We start from the raw sequence: 15525 nt of genomic DNA on the forward strand, positions 1-15525 counted from the left end.
CTTCCTGTCCCATTCTGAGTGACTCGCTCTATTTCCGAAAACTGGATAAGCGAGTGCGCCCACCCATGATTAGCTGCTTACTTTTTCGGTGGGAACGGCGCCAAAATCCGGTTAACGGCTTTGGCGATATGACTATCCAGTGGCACAGCTAACGCTGATGCCTATTGCTATCATAATGAAGCTTTAGATATCGAAGGCGAGGCTGCCCGGAGTCAGGAATGGCCAACTTAGACGCGTCGGTGAACTCTCACCCTGCGCCCCAAAGAAGTAAGCTGTTCTTGGGGTGGCGTAAACCACACTGCCTTTTTGCAACCCGAGTTCCTGCAGATTATGGTGGGTGAATTTGGCTTCCCACAGCTCTTCGCTATGCCAGCCGTATGGAGCTAATTCCAGTCTCACTTCGGCGCCAATGGGTGTTATGGCGACAATATTGAACGGCAAATTGGCCTGACTATTAGGCTTATTTGACAGCGCTAATTCGTGACTGCGTACATAGAGAACACCCTCTTGCTGCAATGTTTGCTGTTCTGGAGGTGTTAAAAATGCTTGACCATTTTCCCAGCGTTTTTGTTGCCAACTGGCTTCAAAGACATTGACGTTACCAAGAAAATCAAACACAAAGCGACTATTGGGGTGCGAGTATAGCTCAGCAGGTGTATTAATCTGTTCTATATGACCATTGCTCATCACTACCACTCTATCTGAAAGCTCAAGCGCCTCATCTTGATCGTGGGTGACAAACACGCTGGTGAATTTCAATTCATCATGCAGGCTGCGTAGCCAGCGGCGTAGTTCTTTACGCACTTTAGCATCCAAGGCGCCAAAGGGTTCATCCAGTAGCAAGACTTCTGGCTGGGTCGCCAGTGCGCGGGCCAATGCAATGCGCTGTTTTTGTCCTCCCGAGAGTTGTTCAGGATAGCGCTGTGCGAGATGGCCTAGTTGTACTGTTTCTAGCAGTTGTGTCACTCGCTTATGAATTTCTGCCGCCGAAGGCCTTTGTTTTTTCGGCATGACTTCGAGTCCAAAAGCGACGTTATCGGCGACCGTCATATGGCGAAACAGCGCATAGTTTTGAAACACAAAACCCACGCGTCTTTCACGCACATGCACTTGGGTGACATCTCGGTTGCCAAATTGAATTTGGCCGCTATCGGCTCCTTCAAGACCAGCAATAATCCGCAGCAGTGTGGTTTTTCCTGAACCTGATGGTCCCAGCAGACCAATCATTTCCCCTTCTTGAATATCGAGATTAAGTGGGGAAAGCGCCTGAAATTGGCCAAATTTCTTGGAAATATTAGTAAGACGAATACTCATAGTTGGCTCTGCTCTTTATTGTCATTGGCGGTTAAACTGCGTTGTTGTCGCCATTCCACTACGGCTTTTAGCATTAGGGTAAATAGGGCGATCAGGGCCAGTAATGACGCGCTCGCGAAGGCGGCTTCGGCCTGATAATCTTCATACAATAATTGCACATGTAAAGGTAAGGTATTGGTTTCGCCGCGAATGTTGCCAGACACGACAGCAACGGCACCAAATTCTCCTACGGCTCTGGCATTGGTGAGGATCACACCGTAAATGAGTGCCCATTTGATGTTGGGCAGGGTCACGCGGCGAAAGAGTTGCCACCATGACGCGCCGAGGATCACAGCGGCTTCTTCTTCCGATGCTCCCTGTTGTTGCATCAATGGGATCAGCTCTCTGGCCACAAAGGGGCAAGTGACAAAAATGGTCACTAATAGTATTCCCGGCCAAGCAAACATGATCTGCAGATCGTGCTCATATAGCCATTCGCCCAGCCAGCCACTGTTGCCATAGAGCAGTAAATAGAGCAAACCTGCGACGACAGGGGAGACCGCAAATGGAATATCAATTAGCGTGATCAGTAACTTGCGACCGGGGAATTCAAAGCGAGTCACGCTCCACGCCAGCATGATTCCGAACACTAAATTGATGGGGACAGTAAGTGCCGCCACCATCAGTGTTAAACCAATCGCATGCAGCGAATCCGGCTGAGTTAAGTGCCCAATATAACGCTCCCAACCTCCGGCAAACGCCTGCTGAAAAATACTTACCAACGGCAATAGCAACAATAGCAAGCCTAAGAGCACGGCAAGGGTAATAAGGCTCCATTTGATCAGGGGCGCTTCACCGACTCTTAAGGGTTTAAATGAGTTCATATTCGCTCCTTATCGGCCATGAATGCGGCGCAGATAACGCGCTTGCCACAGGTTTATCAGCAGTAATAGCAGTAGAGAGGTCATCAGAACCACTGAGGCAATGGCGCTGGCACCTGCAAAATCAAACTCTTGTAGGCGGACAAAGATCATTAATGAAGTGATTTCACTGATATAGGGCATATTGCCAGCGATAAAGATCACTGCACCAAACTCACCTAGACTGCGGGTAAAAGACAGTGCCGTTCCAATCATTAATGCTGGCCAAAGGGAGGGCAAAATAACCCGCCAGAATACCGAACGATCCGAGGCGCCAAGGGTCATTCCCGCTTCTTCTTCCTCGTGGGATAACTCTTCGAGAACGGGTTGTACAGTACGAACCACAAAGGGAATACTGGTGAAGATCATCGCGACCACTATGCCTAGCGGGGTGTAGGCGACTTTTATGCCCCATTCAGCTAATAGACTACCTATTTGGCCGTTTTCCGCATAAAGGGTCGCTAAGGTGATACCGGCAACGGCGGTCGGCAAGGCAAAGGGCAAATCTACCAAGGCATCTAATATGCGTTTGCCAGGGAATTCATAACGCACTAGTACCCATGCGAGTAATAATCCGAAAAGGCAGTTAAATAATGATGCCGCGAGTGCCGATAGTATAGTGACTCGGTAACTGGCAACCACCCGGGGATCGGCAATCACGCCCCAGTATTCGGACCAGCTCATTGAGCTGGTCTGCATAATAAGCCCCGTGGTCGGCAACAATAGGATCAGGCTGACAAACAGTAGGGACACACCTAAGCTGATGCTAAAACCGGGGAGAACCCGCTTATGGCGTACACGCCCGTTATTAAAAATCACAGAATAATCACCCGATCAGGTTAATTGAGTTAAACCAATACGATTCATTTGCCGTCAGCGATCTTAAAGCCTATCGAAGTCGTTTTGCTGCTTGAAAACCATTACCACTAAATACCATAAAGTTGCTTAACCCGGGACTTAGCCCGGGTTGCAACTTTAACCTTTTACAATATCAAGCTGAGATTAGCGCTTGAGTAACTGATCGAGTTTTGCACCGTTAGTAAACTGAGTTTTCATGGCATTGTCCCAACCACCGATGATTTGCTCAACGGTTAGCAGGTCAACCGTAGGGAACTGCTTAGCGAACTCTGCCTGAACCTTTTCGTTGTGTACACGATAGCTGAATCCTGCCAATAATCGTTGTGCTTCTTCGCTGTAGAGATAATTCAAATACTCAGTCGCCAGTTCCTGTGTACCGTTACGCTTAGCATTTTTTTCAACCACAGCAACGGGAAACTCTGCCAGAATCGAGGTTTTTGGTACAACCACTTGGTAATCGTCCGTACCATACTGCTGGCGGATATTGTTCACTTCCGATTCAAAGGTAATTAATACATCACCGATCCCACGTTCAACAAAGGAGGTGGTCGCGCCACGGCCGCCAGTATCAAATACTGCCACATTGCCGAGGAACTTTTTCAGGAATTGATCCAGTTCAGCCTGATTATCCTTACCAAAGTTTTTCTGAGCATAACCTAATGCGGCTAAATAAGTGTAGCGGGCATTACCAGAGGTTTTTGGGTTAGGAAATACCAGCTTAACGTCATCTTTAGCTAAATCGCCCCAGTCGCTGATTTGCTTTGGGTTACCCTTACGCACCAAAAATGCAATGGTGGAATAGTAAGGTGAGCTGGCGTTAGGGAGTAATTGTTGCCAATTTTCTGGGATCAATTTACCGCGATCATGGAGAACCTGCACGTCCGTCACTTGGTTAAACGTCACTACATCTGCGGGTAATCCCTGCAGAATCGAGCGCGCCTGTGCCGATGATCCCGCATGGGATTGTTTAATCTCGACGGTTTTACCTGTTTTCTCTTCCCAATGTTTGGCAAAAACCGGGTTGTAGGCATTGAATAATTCCCGTGCGATATCATAAGAGGAATTAAGTAGGGTTTGATCTGCGGCAGCCACATTGAGTGACGTTCCCAGAAAGAGGGTCCCAAGCAGGGCCTTTATCAATTTTACGGGCATTTTAAACTCCTTAATCTGGCAACTTTGTCAGCCTTATGGCACCTAGAGTAATAGAAGTAATTGTTTATAAAAAGCCAGTTGAATAGAACTTATTCGAATAACTATGAGCGAATTATTTTATGCTATAAGCAACATTCACCGTGTTTGTTAGTGGTAACCCTCTTAGAATAGGCTATCGCTTAGCTGTTTTTATCAAGTAAAGGATAACCCTAGTGTCTGACTTTCCGACAATTGAAGCCTGCATCGGGCAAACTCCGCTGGTTCGCTTGCAGCGGCTTAACTGTGGTACTTCCACTGTACTGTTAAAATTGGAAGGTAATAACCCCGCTGGTTCTGTGAAAGATCGTCCTGCACTCAATATGATTATTCAGGCCGAACTTCGCCAAGAAATAAGCCCGGGTGATACGCTTATTGAGGCAACGAGTGGCAATACTGGGATTGCACTGGCGATGGCGGCGGCAATCAAAGGATACAAGATGATCCTGATTATGCCGAATAATTCGACTCAGGAGCGTAAGGATGCGATGCAAGCCTATGGCGCAGAACTCATGCTGGTGGATAATATGGAGACCGCGCGGGATTTGGCGCTGGAGTTACAAACCGAAGGCAAAGGTAAGGTGCTGGATCAATTTAATAACCAAGATAACGCTAATGCGCATTTCCTCACGACAGGTCCTGAGATCTGGCAACAGAGCCAAGGCAAAATCACCCACTTTGTGTCCAGTATGGGGACGACAGGCACTATCATGGGTGTGTCCAAATACCTTAAAAGCTGTAATCCTGAAATTACTATTGTCGGTCTTCAGCCCGCCGATGGCAGTGCTATTCCTGGGATCCGGCGCTGGCCACAGGCGTATTTGCCTGGAATTTTCGACGCATCCCGCGTTGATTTAGTGATGGATATTGAAGAGCAAGATGCAAAAGCCATGGCGAGAACCTTAGCGCGAGAAGAAGGGATTTGTGCGGGAGTCAGCTCTGGCGGCGCCGTATTTGCTGCGCTGGAGATTGCTAAACAATATCCGGGTTCTGTGGTCGTGGCGATTGTCTGTGATAGGGGCGATCGTTATCTTTCGTCAGGGCTTTTTTCCTGAGTCCTAGATTTTTTCGCCCTAGACTTTTGCTTCTAGCGTATTGGACGGTGCGAACTGTTTATCAATAAAAATGGGCGAGATACGCCCATTTTTATCCATTCAGTCGTGATCACTTTTTCGGTGGAAATTGCGCCAAAATCCGGCTTACGGCTTTGCTGGTATCTTGGGCTTTTTCATCGCCGCCAGCATCGAAATCAAAGTTGTCGGTACCTCGCCAAATCAGTTTGTTGGTCTTAGGGTCGACAATATCTATCTGAATAGTTTGAGTTTTGGCTGTATCACTCCCCAGTGGTACGCCTACACTGGTGCCTATTCCAATACCACCCGAACTTCCGAATGTGCCAGTACCTAATCCAATTGATAGTCCTGAATCCTTGGGTTTATCTTGGGTCAGTAAGGCGTAGGTGACATTAAAATCGGGTGACGCTGTATTTTCTACAAAACCCTTTTGAGCCAATTGTTTATTAATTTCTGTTTGGATCCTTTGTGCACTTAGCGGATCGTCCGTCGGTTGTGGTGCCAATTGCGAGAAACTGCTAAGGGCGGCGAAGTCGTAATTGAGATCGTAATCGTTTTTCGGTTTACTGCTGCAAGCGCTTAATAACACTAAAGCGCTCAGTAGCATGACAAGGTAACGGTATCCCATAATAGTACTCCATGTTGTACAAACTCTGTTCAATGTGCCTTGATTAAGGTCGTTCCTGCAAGTACTTTAGATAAGTGTGTTGTATTTTTATCCTAACTTCACCGCGTGCTCATCACAATTAACTTGCGAGTATTACCGCAGAGAAACCTATTATCATGGAACAGTTAGCCTTTTTTGAGATCCCCAGTCCCTGTATCGGTGTGTGTGAAACCGATGCGCGCGGTTACTGTAATGGTTGCCTGCGTAGTCGTGATGAAAGATTCAATTGGTTAACGTTTTCAGATGCGCAAAAATACGATGTCATTCGTCTGTGCACTCAACGTAAACGCCGTCGTCAGTTGGCGATAATGAAAGCAAGGCAAGCGCAAATTGAGCGGGAAAGAGCGGCGTTGAACCCGCAGTTGAATTTTGAGCCTGAGCCCGAAGCCGATCTGGATTTTGGTGGCTTCGAGCTAGATTGATCTATTGAACTCGCTTTTGAATTAGCATGTTGCATTAATGACTACTGTGCGGTTTTCAAATCCCTATTACAGCTTACGCTTTTTCGGCCAGATTAAACTAAATCGGGTATGTTGCGGATCGCTCGTGACACTCACATCCCCTTGATGGCGCTGCATAATACGCTTTACTATCGCGAGTCCTAAACCATGTCCCTTATTGCCATTTTGTACCGATTGACTGCGGTAAAATGGCTCAAATACTTTAGGTAAATCTACCTCGGGTATCGGCTCTCCATCGTTACTCACACTTAGGCTGACCTGTTGTTGCGTTTGATTAATGTCGACATAAATTTCGGTGTAAGCAAAACGTTGGGCATTGGTCAGCAAATTTTGTAGCGCACGCTCTATTAATGCAGGTTCACCAATAAGGGACAAGGAATCAATAGTCGTTTTTAAGGTAATAGGTGTTGGAGTTAAGGCTTCTAGACGTTTAATACTTTGATTTACTAACTGAATTAAATCGTATTCATCCAGTTGGATCCCTTCTCGTTGGGATTCTAAACTGGCATAGGTCAATAGCTCCTGCAGCAGATTTTCCATCTCTTTGATATCAAGCTGCATTTCATTAAGAAAGTCTTGGCGCTTTTGCTCATCAGAATCGGGTTGGCAATACATAGGCATCAAGGCTAGAGCGAATTTGAGCCTTGCTAGTGGTGTGCGGATCTCATGGGATACCGCATTAGATAGGTGTTTCTGGTTCTCTATCAAGGCGCTGATATGACGCGCCATTTCATTAAAAGTATCGGCTAAGGGCTTTACCTGTGAGCGATTAGATAGGCTAATGCGAGTATCCCATTTTGCTTCACCAAACTCCTTTGTGGCCATACGCAGTGTGCTTAAATCCCGTGAAAGTGGCCCAACCCAAATAAGTGCAACAAAGGCGAGGGATAAATAAAAGAATAAAGTGAACAAGTTACGTAAATTAGATCTAGGGTCAATATCTAAAGGCCCAGCCATTAATACTTGCTCACCCACCATAATAAATTGAAATTGCTCACCATCACTGGTTGTGGTGGTGACCACTTGATTTGGGCTGAGTAGTTGATCCTTCGCGAGGGCTATTTGGTCTATATCGAGTAAGTGTAGTGGCATAACCGGATTGCTCGGCAGCGCCTCAAGGTACAGATTACGCGTATCTTGAGGAAGCTGGCTGAGTAACTGGGCTAGCGCAACAAGTGGCGCATCTAATGCGTTGTTATCGTCCACATTTTTTTGCCATAGGCTGTCGAGTGTCCAGCCTATGCCAAGAATGCCCAGGCTCAATAACAAATATAAGCTGATAAAGAGACGTTTCACGTAGCGACTTAGCTATTCCAAGCTTCTGGGGCGAAGAGGTAACCTTGTCCCCAAACGGTTTTTATTCTAAAAGGGGTCTCAATATTATCGTTAAGTTTTTTACGAAGTCTTGAGATCCGCACATCAATTTTTCGGTCTTTGCCGTCAAAGTCAATATTGAGTAGTAACTGGTAAATGTACTGGCGACTGAGCACTTGTCCAGCCTGTGAGGCCAGCAACCATAACAACTCAAATTCATGGCTTGTTAAATCGACTTCTTTATCGTCAAGTCGAATGGCGTGCGTATGGGGATCTATACTCAGTTTGCCAAAGGTTAAACAGTGGGATTCGGCTTGCGGCGGTTGGTTTTGGCGGCGTAGTAAGTTGTTAATTCGTGCAACTAATAGCGCGGGATCGACGGGTTTTACCACATAGTCATCGGCCCCGAGCTCTAGACCTTTTATTTGATCTTCCGTCGAACCAAGAGCACTCATCAGCAGTATTGGACCTGCAAAATAGTCGGGTAATCTTTCACATAGGCTAAGGCCATCCATACCGGGCAACATAATATCTAACAGTATAATATCGGGCTTATAGTTGATTAACCGAGTTAATACCGTGTCGCCGCGGCGTTCCACTTCGACATGCATGCCATGGGATTTTAAGTAGTCGACAATTAAATTTGCCAGACGGACATCGTCTTCAACCAATAACACTCTATGGGATGCTTGTGGGCTAGTCATTAAAATAAACTCCAAGGGTTACGGTAACGTCTGCGCACCTGAGGCTGCGAAGCTGACGTGATTTTAAGTTTGGCACCTGCCAAGGTTTGGTTGCTCTCTTTACTCACCATGACAAATTGAATATCAGTCAAGGTGCTTACCTTTATGCTTATAGTGTGTTGATTGAGCGAATCATTACACCATTTTGGATAGGCTGGATTGTCGGATAAAATACAAATTAGCTCATTGTGAGAAAGCTCCCAGCGCAATTCCACCTTGATTTCACAGGCTTGGTCATCATTACTGGTGATGCAAATTTCCGGTGTTACCCTAAGACTGGTGATCTTATTAGATTTTGCCTGTGCGCCATTGTTACCCATTAAACCGAGGCTTAGAGCTAACACACAAAGCAACCTAATTCGACAGGGAGTCACTAATGCTAAAACCTATAGGCTGCGCCAACAAAATACGTGCTGCTGTAGTCTTCATCAAGCAAGGGACTGGCGGCAATTTCATTGGCAATTTGAGTGTAACGAACTGCCAATAGCAGATCCCAATTGTCTGTTAATATATAGCGTGCCGTTACTTCTGCACCTTTATTCCAACCTGAGCTAGCTTGATACTTTTGGCTCCAATAGGCATTTTCACTGGGGCGAATGCCATAGTAATAGTCCACTACATTTTGACTCTTCCAATCCAAAACTAGCGATAAATCGAGAATCCATCGATTTACATTCCAACCATACGTCCACTTTATTTGTGCCTCTGAGCCAGAGTGCACACTGAACATATCATGGGAATATGCCAACCTGATTGTACCTAATTGACTATAAATAAAGGCTTCAACACCACCCAGTACTGCAAAGTGACGTGATTCTAATGAATTAAAGACGGGTTCAGGTTCACTGCTAAGTGCGGGGCGCTCTGTAAAACTGGTTGCGGTTTGCGAGCTGCGATCAAGAAATATATTAGAGGGGTCCCAGCGATAGAAATAGGCTCTGTCCAAGCTATAGCTTGTCACTAAATTAACACTAAAATGCTCCTGCTCAGTCAAACTGTAGCCGATATTACCGTTATCGAAAAACCAACGCTCGCCGTAGTAAGCGACCGTTGGGATAAAGAATACAGGAATATCGTCAAAATCTTTTAATGGATTGGTTTTTTGCCCCCATCCAATTGCTACACCTAAATCCCAATTTCGCATTTCAATACATTCATGTTTCGTCGAGCATGACTCTTTCGCCATTCCTATAAAAGGGATGCCGAGGGTAGTTAGCAAGATCAGTAAAATACGATACATTTGAACGTTACGGGTCGAAGTAGTGATAATTTGGAAAGAGATTAGCATTTTATGCTTAATTCGACAGAGGTTTCAGCTGCTGAGATGCAAAATGATACAGATATCAAATAATAACTGAAGTGTGGAACCCGCAATTTATTGAAATACATGGTCAAAGTACTAAGCGCTTAGTTTGCGGGTGGTTATGCGGTAATACAATATGTTAAGCGTTATGACTGTTTGTGGGTAAAATAGTGACTATATGGATGCGACAAGTGGTGTATTTGAACCAGTTTAGCAAGGATAGAGTGCCATTCAATGGGGTGAATGGCACGGCAGAAAGCAGTGAAAGCAAGATCACGCGAAAGGAAGCTGTGAGTCAATCTTAGTTGAGTTCTTTAATGGTTTGATAGCCCAATTCAGTCAATTGATCGTTCACACAATCGAGTACGTATTGTGGTAATTCGGCGTTTTCGATCTGATCCTCTGATGCCATCTGTTGGCATACTTCAGTCAGCTGAGCTACGTCGGATGCCGATGCCGGTGGTAGGGTTGATTCATCGGCAAAGGGGGCGAAACTGACTAATGCCGACAGAGTGATAACAGCTGATAACTTCTTCATTTTATTTCCTTTAGTTATTGATTGTTAACAACAGACTAAGATTTGTCCTCTTAATTTTATGCGTCAACAGCAGCAATTTATCACTGCTATTATTTTTTAGATATAAATAATTTTTAGCTAATTTTGCTGAATCCATTTTTCCGCGCGTGGCTTGTAAATATCCCCCAATGTTAAGGGGATTTATTCTCCGTCACTACACAGATATTTGTCATCGAACTGTCAAACCAAAATCAGTCCACTGACAACGGTGAGCATTCATCGTCATGCCTTAACAAATCTTCTTGGATATGCCGTTCATACTCGTGTTTGTTTTATTGAGTCGGTGTTGCGCGGAAAGTTCCACCTGCTACCGTTGCGTAGTCGTTACTATTTTGTCAAAAGTGCAGTTTATGTCACTCTTCTTTCTTTATTGGGATGAAGTTAATAAATTTACCTCTTTAAGCTTAAGCTCGGCCTTATATTTTGTAAGGCTTAAAAAGCAAATTATGAGCTGCTGCAAATATCAAGAATAAATCGCGATATGACGCATGTTTTTGCAGAAAATTATGGTAGTTAATTGAATCTAAAAAGAATATTTATCACTTAAAATTTAAAAATACTAATGTATAAATTTTTTTAATTATAAGCATTTGATATTTAGTGGTTATTTTATGTTTTGTTGATATTTAAATCTTTACATTGCGAGTATTGTTTATGTCTACTAGAATGCGCCGCTTGCTAAAATAGATAAGCTTAGCGCATGTTTTTAATATATTGATTTAAATCAAATTAATAAATTCTCTAGGAGATCGGTAGTGTCGACAAAACTGGCTAATCCAGCACCATTAGGTTTAATGGGCTTTGGTATGACGACGATTCTGTTAAACATCCATAATGCGGGATATTTCCCTATTGATTCAATGATCTTAGCCATGGGGATATTTTATGGTGGCATTGGTCAAGTCATTGTTGGCATTATGTGTTTTATGCGCGGGGATACCTTTGGAACCACGGCTTTTACATCCTATGGATTGTTTTGGTTAACCCTTGTTGGATTAATTCTTATGCCCAATGCTGGCGTTGCGGCGAGTCCAACGTATTTTATGGGATGGTATCTGACGCTTTGGGGGGTATTTACGGCGTTTATGTTTGTGGGTTCACTGCGATATCCAAGGGCTAAGCAATTTGTTTTTGGTTCACTTACCGTGTTGTTCTTCCTACTCGCCGCTCGAGATTTTACGGGTAATGCTTTAATTGGCACGATTGCAGGCTTTGAGGGCATTATTTGTGGTGCCAGTGCGATTTACTTTGCGATGGCGCTGGTGATAAACAATGAATATGGTCGTACTATTCTACCGATTGGTGAGTTGAAAAAATAACGATCAGGGACGGGGCTATCGACAACAGGCTGATGAAAATCAGCCTTTTTTCTGTTCAGTTTTTGGCTTTTATGTAAGCGATAGCTGAGTTATCTAGACTGCTTGAAGAGATATAACTGGTTCCTGCTTTATGGGTGATCAAAAAACCTTTTTCAGTTTCGTTAATGCGATATATATCCGTCCATAGTATTTGGCTATTCACATACTGTGATTGAGTGCGAATGCCCTGTTCATCAATCGTGAGAGTAACGTCATTACTAGCCGCTTTACTTATCATCTGACGCATAAGCCACCAAGCTTTATGGTATTTCACATTCAGCGCTTCGATAACACCTAGTCCGACAAAAAAGTATGCAAGATATAAGTTGATATCAGTAAATATCAGCGCAATGCCGATAAATACCAGTCCAATCCCTTTGTAGTAGGGTTTGAGTGTGGGATCGGGGACGACAGATTGGGTATAACATTCATCAAAATGTGCTTTATCCAAAATATAAGTCGTGGAATAGGAATAGGGTGTAGTCATAGTTTCATCAAATTAAGATCTCGCTTTGTGGCAGCTAGTGTAACGATTCGTGATCTTAAAGTAACTATTACCGTTTTGTCGTCTTTTGTTTTCAGGCTCGGTGGGCTGGAAATTAGCTAATTTAAGCCCACTGAGCCTGAAAAACTCAACCATTGCGTACGCGGTTGCGGTCTATTTTTATTGATATCGATGGTTTGATAGCAATACAGTTGTTCGTCGTAGCATTCAGATTAATAACGGTTTCGCTCTGCGGGAATATCACTTAAATACTCCACAAACTCCACTTCAAACCCATGGGCGTCGAAGAAGTAAATATTGCGCCGATAGGGGTCTTCCATGCCATCTTTGGCAATGGGGAATCCAGCTTGGGTTAATCTTGCTATCACGGCATCCAAGTTGTCAGTCACAAAGGCAAAATGTGCGAGGCCTATTTGATGACCAGCCAAATCGCGGTTTTCACCTTCACCATTGTCACTAAAAGCAATGTATTGATAATCATCGCCAAAATGAATCCAATTACGGGGTTTGCCGTACCAAGTGCCCTTATCACCCCCGCGAACACGCCAGTGGGGAAAAGCCGCTTGATAAAAGCGCAGTGCTGCGGGGATGTCGTCTACCACTAAGTTGATATGTTCTAATTGCATCATAATGCGTTCCTTGTAATGATTTTAGTCGGTTGATTGTGGTTAAAATCTCAAGCCGCTCACATACCGTAACAGTATTCCTGCTGCTTTGGGTACGGCTGATTGGCATGTCGCTCACGAATGGGGGCAAGTGCTTGGGCATATTGATGCAGCATATGTAGGCTGTATTGCACTCTTTCCCTGAGTGCGATATCACGGACGCCCTCGGGAATGGCATTGAGCACGTTGCTGACATTGCGAATGATTAAGTGATCGGGAATGGGCACTAATTTATTGTTTTTGAGTGCATTCATCTTCACTTCAACGATCGGATAAGTACCGCCAATGCCACTCGATACTGAAATCAGCAGGGTGGGTTTATGGGCGGTTTCTTCGCGAGTACACATCAACAAAAAGTTTTTCAGTAGCGGGGAAGCCATGCCACCCCACTCAGGCGTGATCAGCACTAACGCATCGGCTTCATCGACTCTTTGTTCTATTTCTGGCCAGTGCTCACCCTTGTTGTCCTCCTCGCCATCCCAGAAGGGTAGATTAAACTGGCATAACTCTAAGTGATGTATCGTGTCGTAACCCATTGCATGCGGCGACGAAAAACTACTTTCGGCGATATAACGGGCGACTTTTGCACTCTGAGAATCGGGCCTTTGGCTGGTGCTGATGATGAGTAATTTCATTAAGTAAACCTATTTGTTTATAAATTATTTATAAGGTAATTACTTTATTTAATTTTGTAAATACTAAAGTAAATAAAAAAGTTTATTTATTATTGTGGAAAATAAGCAGATTAAGGGATAATGCCAGAGTCAAAAGTGCGGAGGTTGGATGAAAACCACTGATAAAATCCTTCAATTACTTAAATTACGTGGCCCATTAACGGCTAAAACCCTAGCAGGGGAATTAGCACTAACGACTATGGGGGTACGTCAGCATCTTCAAGCCCTAGAGGACACTGGAGATGTAAATATTGAAGACCGAATTGAGGGGCGTGGTCGCCCAACTCGTTACTGGGGATTAACGGCGCAGAGCCAACATCATTTTGTGGATCGCCATGGGGAGTTAACGGTACAACTTATTGATTCCGTAAAAATGATCTTTGGAGATAACGGATTGGATCAACTTATCAGCCATAGAGAGCACAGTGCCTTTGTGGAGTATCGCGCTGCAATGGCCGGAACAACTGATGTACCTAGCCGTCTTGCTGTGTTAGTTGAACTGAGATCGCGTGAAGGTTATATGGCAACCCAAGATGAAGCTGATGGTGCCTATTGGTTGCTGGAAAACCATTGTCCTATATGTGCGGCGGCAACTCGCTGCTTGAATTTTTGCCGCTCAGAACTGCAATTATTCCAGCAACTATTTGCGGATATCGCCACAGTGAATCGAGAAGAACATATTATCGAAGGTGCACGCCGTTGTGCTTATCGAATGGTTCCACTCAGTCCCCAAGTACCTTAAAGGCCATTTTTAAGGATGTATATTTCTGTGATAGTTAGTTCTTTTTTATGATTTTGAGGCGATATGCAATCTAAACGTGGTCGACTCGATAGATATGTGAGTGTGAAGGCGAATATTCCCCGCAAATCGGTGCGCGATTTACTGCTATCAGGGCGTGTACGAGTGGATGGTGAGATTGTTAAAGATATGGACAGACAAGTAGATGAGTTCTCCCATATTCAGCTTGATGATCAAATTTTACAGGCCAATACCCCCGTTTATGTCATGTTGCACAAGCCTGTTGGTGTGGTGAGTGCCACTAAGGATAATCAACATAAAACCGTAATTGAACTACTCGCCTGCGAACATCGCCATGGGTTGCATATCGCGGGTCGACTGGATTTAAATTCTTCTGGATTATTACTGCTGACTAACGATAGTCGATGGTCCGAGGCGCTTATGTCACCAACACAAAAAGTAGATAAAGTGTATCGTGTTACCCTTACCAATCCCCTAACGCACGAATACATAACTGCATTTGCCGATGGTATGTATTTTGGTTTTGAAGAGATTACGACGCAACCCGCAAAGTTGGTTATCCTCGATCCCCATGTGGCTGAAGTCACGTTAAAAGAAGGGAAATACCATCAAATCAAGCGCATGTTTGGTCGATTTCGTAATCCTGTGATGGGTCTTCATCGGTTATCGATTGGCGATATAGTGTTGGATGAACAGCTTCAACCCGGTGAGAGCCGAACTCTCACCGCAGCAGAAATTGCTTCTATAAAAATTTAAGCTTAGCGCCGATTTCATATTAAAGTTTAACGGCGCAGACTTGACTGCTGCATACTGCTGGCAAGATTTGTCAGATTGATGACTGACTCACTTAACTCCGAAGCTGAAGAAAATTTTACCCTAGATACAAAAAAACCTCGCTAAGCGAGGTTTAAATGTTGGTACAGATGAGAGGACTTGAACCTCCACGCCCTTGCGAGCACCAGCACCTGAAGCTGGCGTGTCTACCAATTCCACCACATCTGCATTGGTATTCGGGAGTTAACCGAATTAAAACTTGAATTGCAATTTGGTACAGGTGAGAGGACTTGAACCTCCACGCCCTTGCGAGCACCAGCACCTGAAGCTGGCGTGTCTACCAATTCCACCACATCTGCATTGGTATTCGGGAGTTAACCGAATTAAAACTT

At 44.5% G+C, this 15525-nt stretch carries 18 protein-coding genes and 2 tRNA genes; 5 read left to right on the forward strand and 15 right to left on the reverse strand.

Annotated elements, in window-relative coordinates; genetic code table 11:
- Window positions 1-183: 183 nt before the first annotated feature.
- The 4 genes from L2744_RS08475 to cysP form a co-directional block, all read right to left on the reverse strand.
- The gene (locus L2744_RS08475) at window positions 184-1314 is read right to left on the reverse strand and encodes a sulfate/molybdate ABC transporter ATP-binding protein (protein ID WP_248991495.1); all 1131 of its coding nucleotides are present in this window, start codon (window positions 1312-1314) and stop codon (window positions 184-186) included.
- Entirely contained in the window at window positions 1311-2177 is an 867-nt protein-coding gene (gene cysW / locus L2744_RS08480) for a sulfate ABC transporter permease subunit CysW (protein ID WP_248991496.1), read from the reverse strand. The genes L2744_RS08475 and cysW overlap by 4 nt, the downstream gene beginning before the upstream one ends.
- A gap of 9 nt (window positions 2178-2186) precedes the next feature.
- Window positions 2187-3032, reverse strand: coding sequence for a sulfate/thiosulfate ABC transporter permease CysT (gene cysT, locus L2744_RS08485; RefSeq protein WP_248991497.1), 846 nt, complete (start codon window positions 3030-3032; stop codon window positions 2187-2189).
- Window positions 3033-3215: 183 nt separating this feature from the next.
- A complete protein-coding gene (gene cysP, locus L2744_RS08490; RefSeq protein WP_248991498.1) occupies window positions 3216-4223 on the reverse strand; it encodes a thiosulfate ABC transporter substrate-binding protein CysP in 1008 nt (335 codons plus the stop codon).
- Window positions 4224-4435: 212 nt separating this feature from the next.
- Between cysP and cysM the strand changes: the two genes are divergently transcribed.
- Window positions 4436-5314: a cysteine synthase CysM gene (gene cysM, locus L2744_RS08495; protein WP_248991499.1), complete on the forward strand. Its 879-nt coding sequence runs from the start codon at window positions 4436-4438 to the stop codon at window positions 5312-5314.
- A gap of 109 nt (window positions 5315-5423) precedes the next feature.
- On the opposite strand, the gene L2744_RS08500 is transcribed toward cysM, so the two are convergent.
- Entirely contained in the window at window positions 5424-5960 is a 537-nt protein-coding gene (locus tag L2744_RS08500) for a DUF4136 domain-containing protein (RefSeq protein WP_248991500.1), read from the reverse strand.
- A gap of 155 nt (window positions 5961-6115) precedes the next feature.
- Between L2744_RS08500 and L2744_RS08505 the strand changes: the two genes are divergently transcribed.
- Window positions 6116-6421 (forward strand): DUF1289 domain-containing protein, encoded by a 306-nt coding sequence (locus L2744_RS08505; RefSeq protein WP_248991501.1) that lies wholly within the window; start codon window positions 6116-6118, stop codon window positions 6419-6421.
- A 66-nt stretch (window positions 6422-6487) separates the two neighbouring features.
- Here the strand turns inward: L2744_RS08505 and L2744_RS08510 are convergent, their stop codons facing one another.
- The 5 genes from L2744_RS08510 to L2744_RS08530 form a co-directional block, all read right to left on the reverse strand.
- Complete coding sequence (locus L2744_RS08510) at window positions 6488-7756, reverse strand: ATP-binding protein (protein WP_248991502.1); 1269 nt, start codon at window positions 7754-7756, stop codon at window positions 6488-6490.
- 8 nt (window positions 7757-7764) lie between these two features.
- Entirely contained in the window at window positions 7765-8478 is a 714-nt protein-coding gene (locus tag L2744_RS08515) for a response regulator (RefSeq protein WP_248991503.1), read from the reverse strand.
- A complete protein-coding gene (locus L2744_RS08520; protein WP_283103929.1) occupies window positions 8478-8837 on the reverse strand; it encodes a DUF3019 domain-containing protein in 360 nt (119 codons plus the stop codon). The genes L2744_RS08515 and L2744_RS08520 overlap by 1 nt, the downstream gene beginning before the upstream one ends.
- 59 nt (window positions 8838-8896) lie before the next feature.
- Window positions 8897-9757 carry a MipA/OmpV family protein gene (locus tag L2744_RS08525; protein WP_248991515.1) on the reverse strand — a complete coding sequence of 287 codons (861 nt, stop codon included), beginning with the start codon at window positions 9755-9757 and terminating at the stop codon, window positions 8897-8899.
- A 364-nt stretch (window positions 9758-10121) separates the two neighbouring features.
- Entirely contained in the window at window positions 10122-10358 is a 237-nt protein-coding gene (locus tag L2744_RS08530; protein WP_248991505.1) for a hypothetical protein, read from the reverse strand.
- Window positions 10359-11152: 794 nt separating this feature from the next.
- On the opposite strand from L2744_RS08530, the gene L2744_RS08535 reads away from it, so the two are divergent.
- Window positions 11153-11716, forward strand: a complete 564-nt coding sequence (locus L2744_RS08535) for an acetate uptake transporter (protein WP_248991506.1) — start codon at window positions 11153-11155, stop codon at window positions 11714-11716.
- A 55-nt stretch (window positions 11717-11771) separates the two neighbouring features.
- Here the strand turns inward: L2744_RS08535 and L2744_RS08540 are convergent, their stop codons facing one another.
- From L2744_RS08540 to L2744_RS08550, 3 genes are all read right to left on the reverse strand, one after another.
- Window positions 11772-12242, reverse strand: coding sequence for a YcxB family protein (locus tag L2744_RS08540; RefSeq protein WP_248991507.1), 471 nt, complete (start codon window positions 12240-12242; stop codon window positions 11772-11774).
- 230 nt (window positions 12243-12472) lie between these two features.
- Complete coding sequence (locus L2744_RS08545) at window positions 12473-12889, reverse strand: VOC family protein (RefSeq protein ID WP_248991508.1); 417 nt, start codon at window positions 12887-12889, stop codon at window positions 12473-12475.
- Between the two features lie 56 nt (window positions 12890-12945).
- On the reverse strand, window positions 12946-13560 hold the full coding sequence (locus tag L2744_RS08550; protein WP_248991509.1) for an NADPH-dependent FMN reductase: 615 nt from the start codon (window positions 13558-13560) through the stop codon (window positions 12946-12948).
- Window positions 13561-13708: 148 nt separating this feature from the next.
- Here L2744_RS08550 and L2744_RS08555 point away from each other — a divergent pair, with 148 nt between their 5' ends.
- Together L2744_RS08555 and L2744_RS08560 are read left to right on the forward strand one after the other, a co-directional pair.
- Window positions 13709-14341: a helix-turn-helix transcriptional regulator gene (locus tag L2744_RS08555; protein WP_248991510.1), complete on the forward strand. Its 633-nt coding sequence runs from the start codon at window positions 13709-13711 to the stop codon at window positions 14339-14341.
- A gap of 63 nt (window positions 14342-14404) precedes the next feature.
- Window positions 14405-15115, forward strand: coding sequence for a pseudouridine synthase (locus L2744_RS08560; protein WP_248991511.1), 711 nt, complete (start codon window positions 14405-14407; stop codon window positions 15113-15115).
- A gap of 159 nt (window positions 15116-15274) precedes the next feature.
- On the opposite strand, the gene L2744_RS08565 is transcribed toward L2744_RS08560, so the two are convergent.
- A tRNA-Leu gene (locus L2744_RS08565) sits at window positions 15275-15361 on the reverse strand.
- A 44-nt stretch (window positions 15362-15405) separates the two neighbouring features.
- Window positions 15406-15492, reverse strand: a tRNA-Leu gene (locus tag L2744_RS08570).
- Between the last annotated feature and the right edge of the window lie 33 nt (window positions 15493-15525).

Origin of the sequence: Shewanella profunda (genome assembly GCF_023283765.1) — a bacterium.
Classification (GTDB): Bacteria; Pseudomonadota; Gammaproteobacteria; order Enterobacterales; family Shewanellaceae; genus Shewanella; species Shewanella profunda.

Coding starts and splice junctions, on each gene's coding strand:
- L2744_RS08475 (WP_248991495.1), bottom strand. CDS start 1,314: ATGAGTATTCGTCTTACTAATATTTCCAAGAAATTTGGCCAATTTCAG.
- cysW (WP_248991496.1), bottom strand. CDS start 2,177: ATGAACTCATTTAAACCCTTAAGAGTCGGTGAAGCGCCCCTGATCAAA.
- cysP (WP_248991498.1), bottom strand. CDS start 4,223: ATGCCCGTAAAATTGATAAAGGCCCTGCTTGGGACCCTCTTTCTGGGA.
- L2744_RS08500 (WP_248991500.1), bottom strand. CDS start 5,960: ATGGGATACCGTTACCTTGTCATGCTACTGAGCGCTTTAGTGTTATTA.
- L2744_RS08505 (WP_248991501.1), top strand. CDS start 6,116: ATGGAACAGTTAGCCTTTTTTGAGATCCCCAGTCCCTGTATCGGTGTG.
- L2744_RS08515 (WP_248991503.1), bottom strand. CDS start 8,478: ATGACTAGCCCACAAGCATCCCATAGAGTGTTATTGGTTGAAGACGAT.
- L2744_RS08520 (WP_283103929.1), bottom strand. CDS start 8,837: ATGGGTAACAATGGCGCACAGGCAAAATCTAATAAGATCACCAGTCTT.
- L2744_RS08525 (WP_248991515.1), bottom strand. CDS start 9,757: ATGTATCGTATTTTACTGATCTTGCTAACTACCCTCGGCATCCCTTTT.
- L2744_RS08530 (WP_248991505.1), bottom strand. CDS start 10,358: ATGAAGAAGTTATCAGCTGTTATCACTCTGTCGGCATTAGTCAGTTTC.
- L2744_RS08540 (WP_248991507.1), bottom strand. CDS start 12,242: ATGACTACACCCTATTCCTATTCCACGACTTATATTTTGGATAAAGCA.
- L2744_RS08545 (WP_248991508.1), bottom strand. CDS start 12,889: ATGATGCAATTAGAACATATCAACTTAGTGGTAGACGACATCCCCGCA.
- L2744_RS08550 (WP_248991509.1), bottom strand. CDS start 13,560: ATGAAATTACTCATCATCAGCACCAGCCAAAGGCCCGATTCTCAGAGT.
- L2744_RS08555 (WP_248991510.1), top strand. CDS start 13,709: ATGAAAACCACTGATAAAATCCTTCAATTACTTAAATTACGTGGCCCA.
- L2744_RS08560 (WP_248991511.1), top strand. CDS start 14,405: ATGCAATCTAAACGTGGTCGACTCGATAGATATGTGAGTGTGAAGGCG.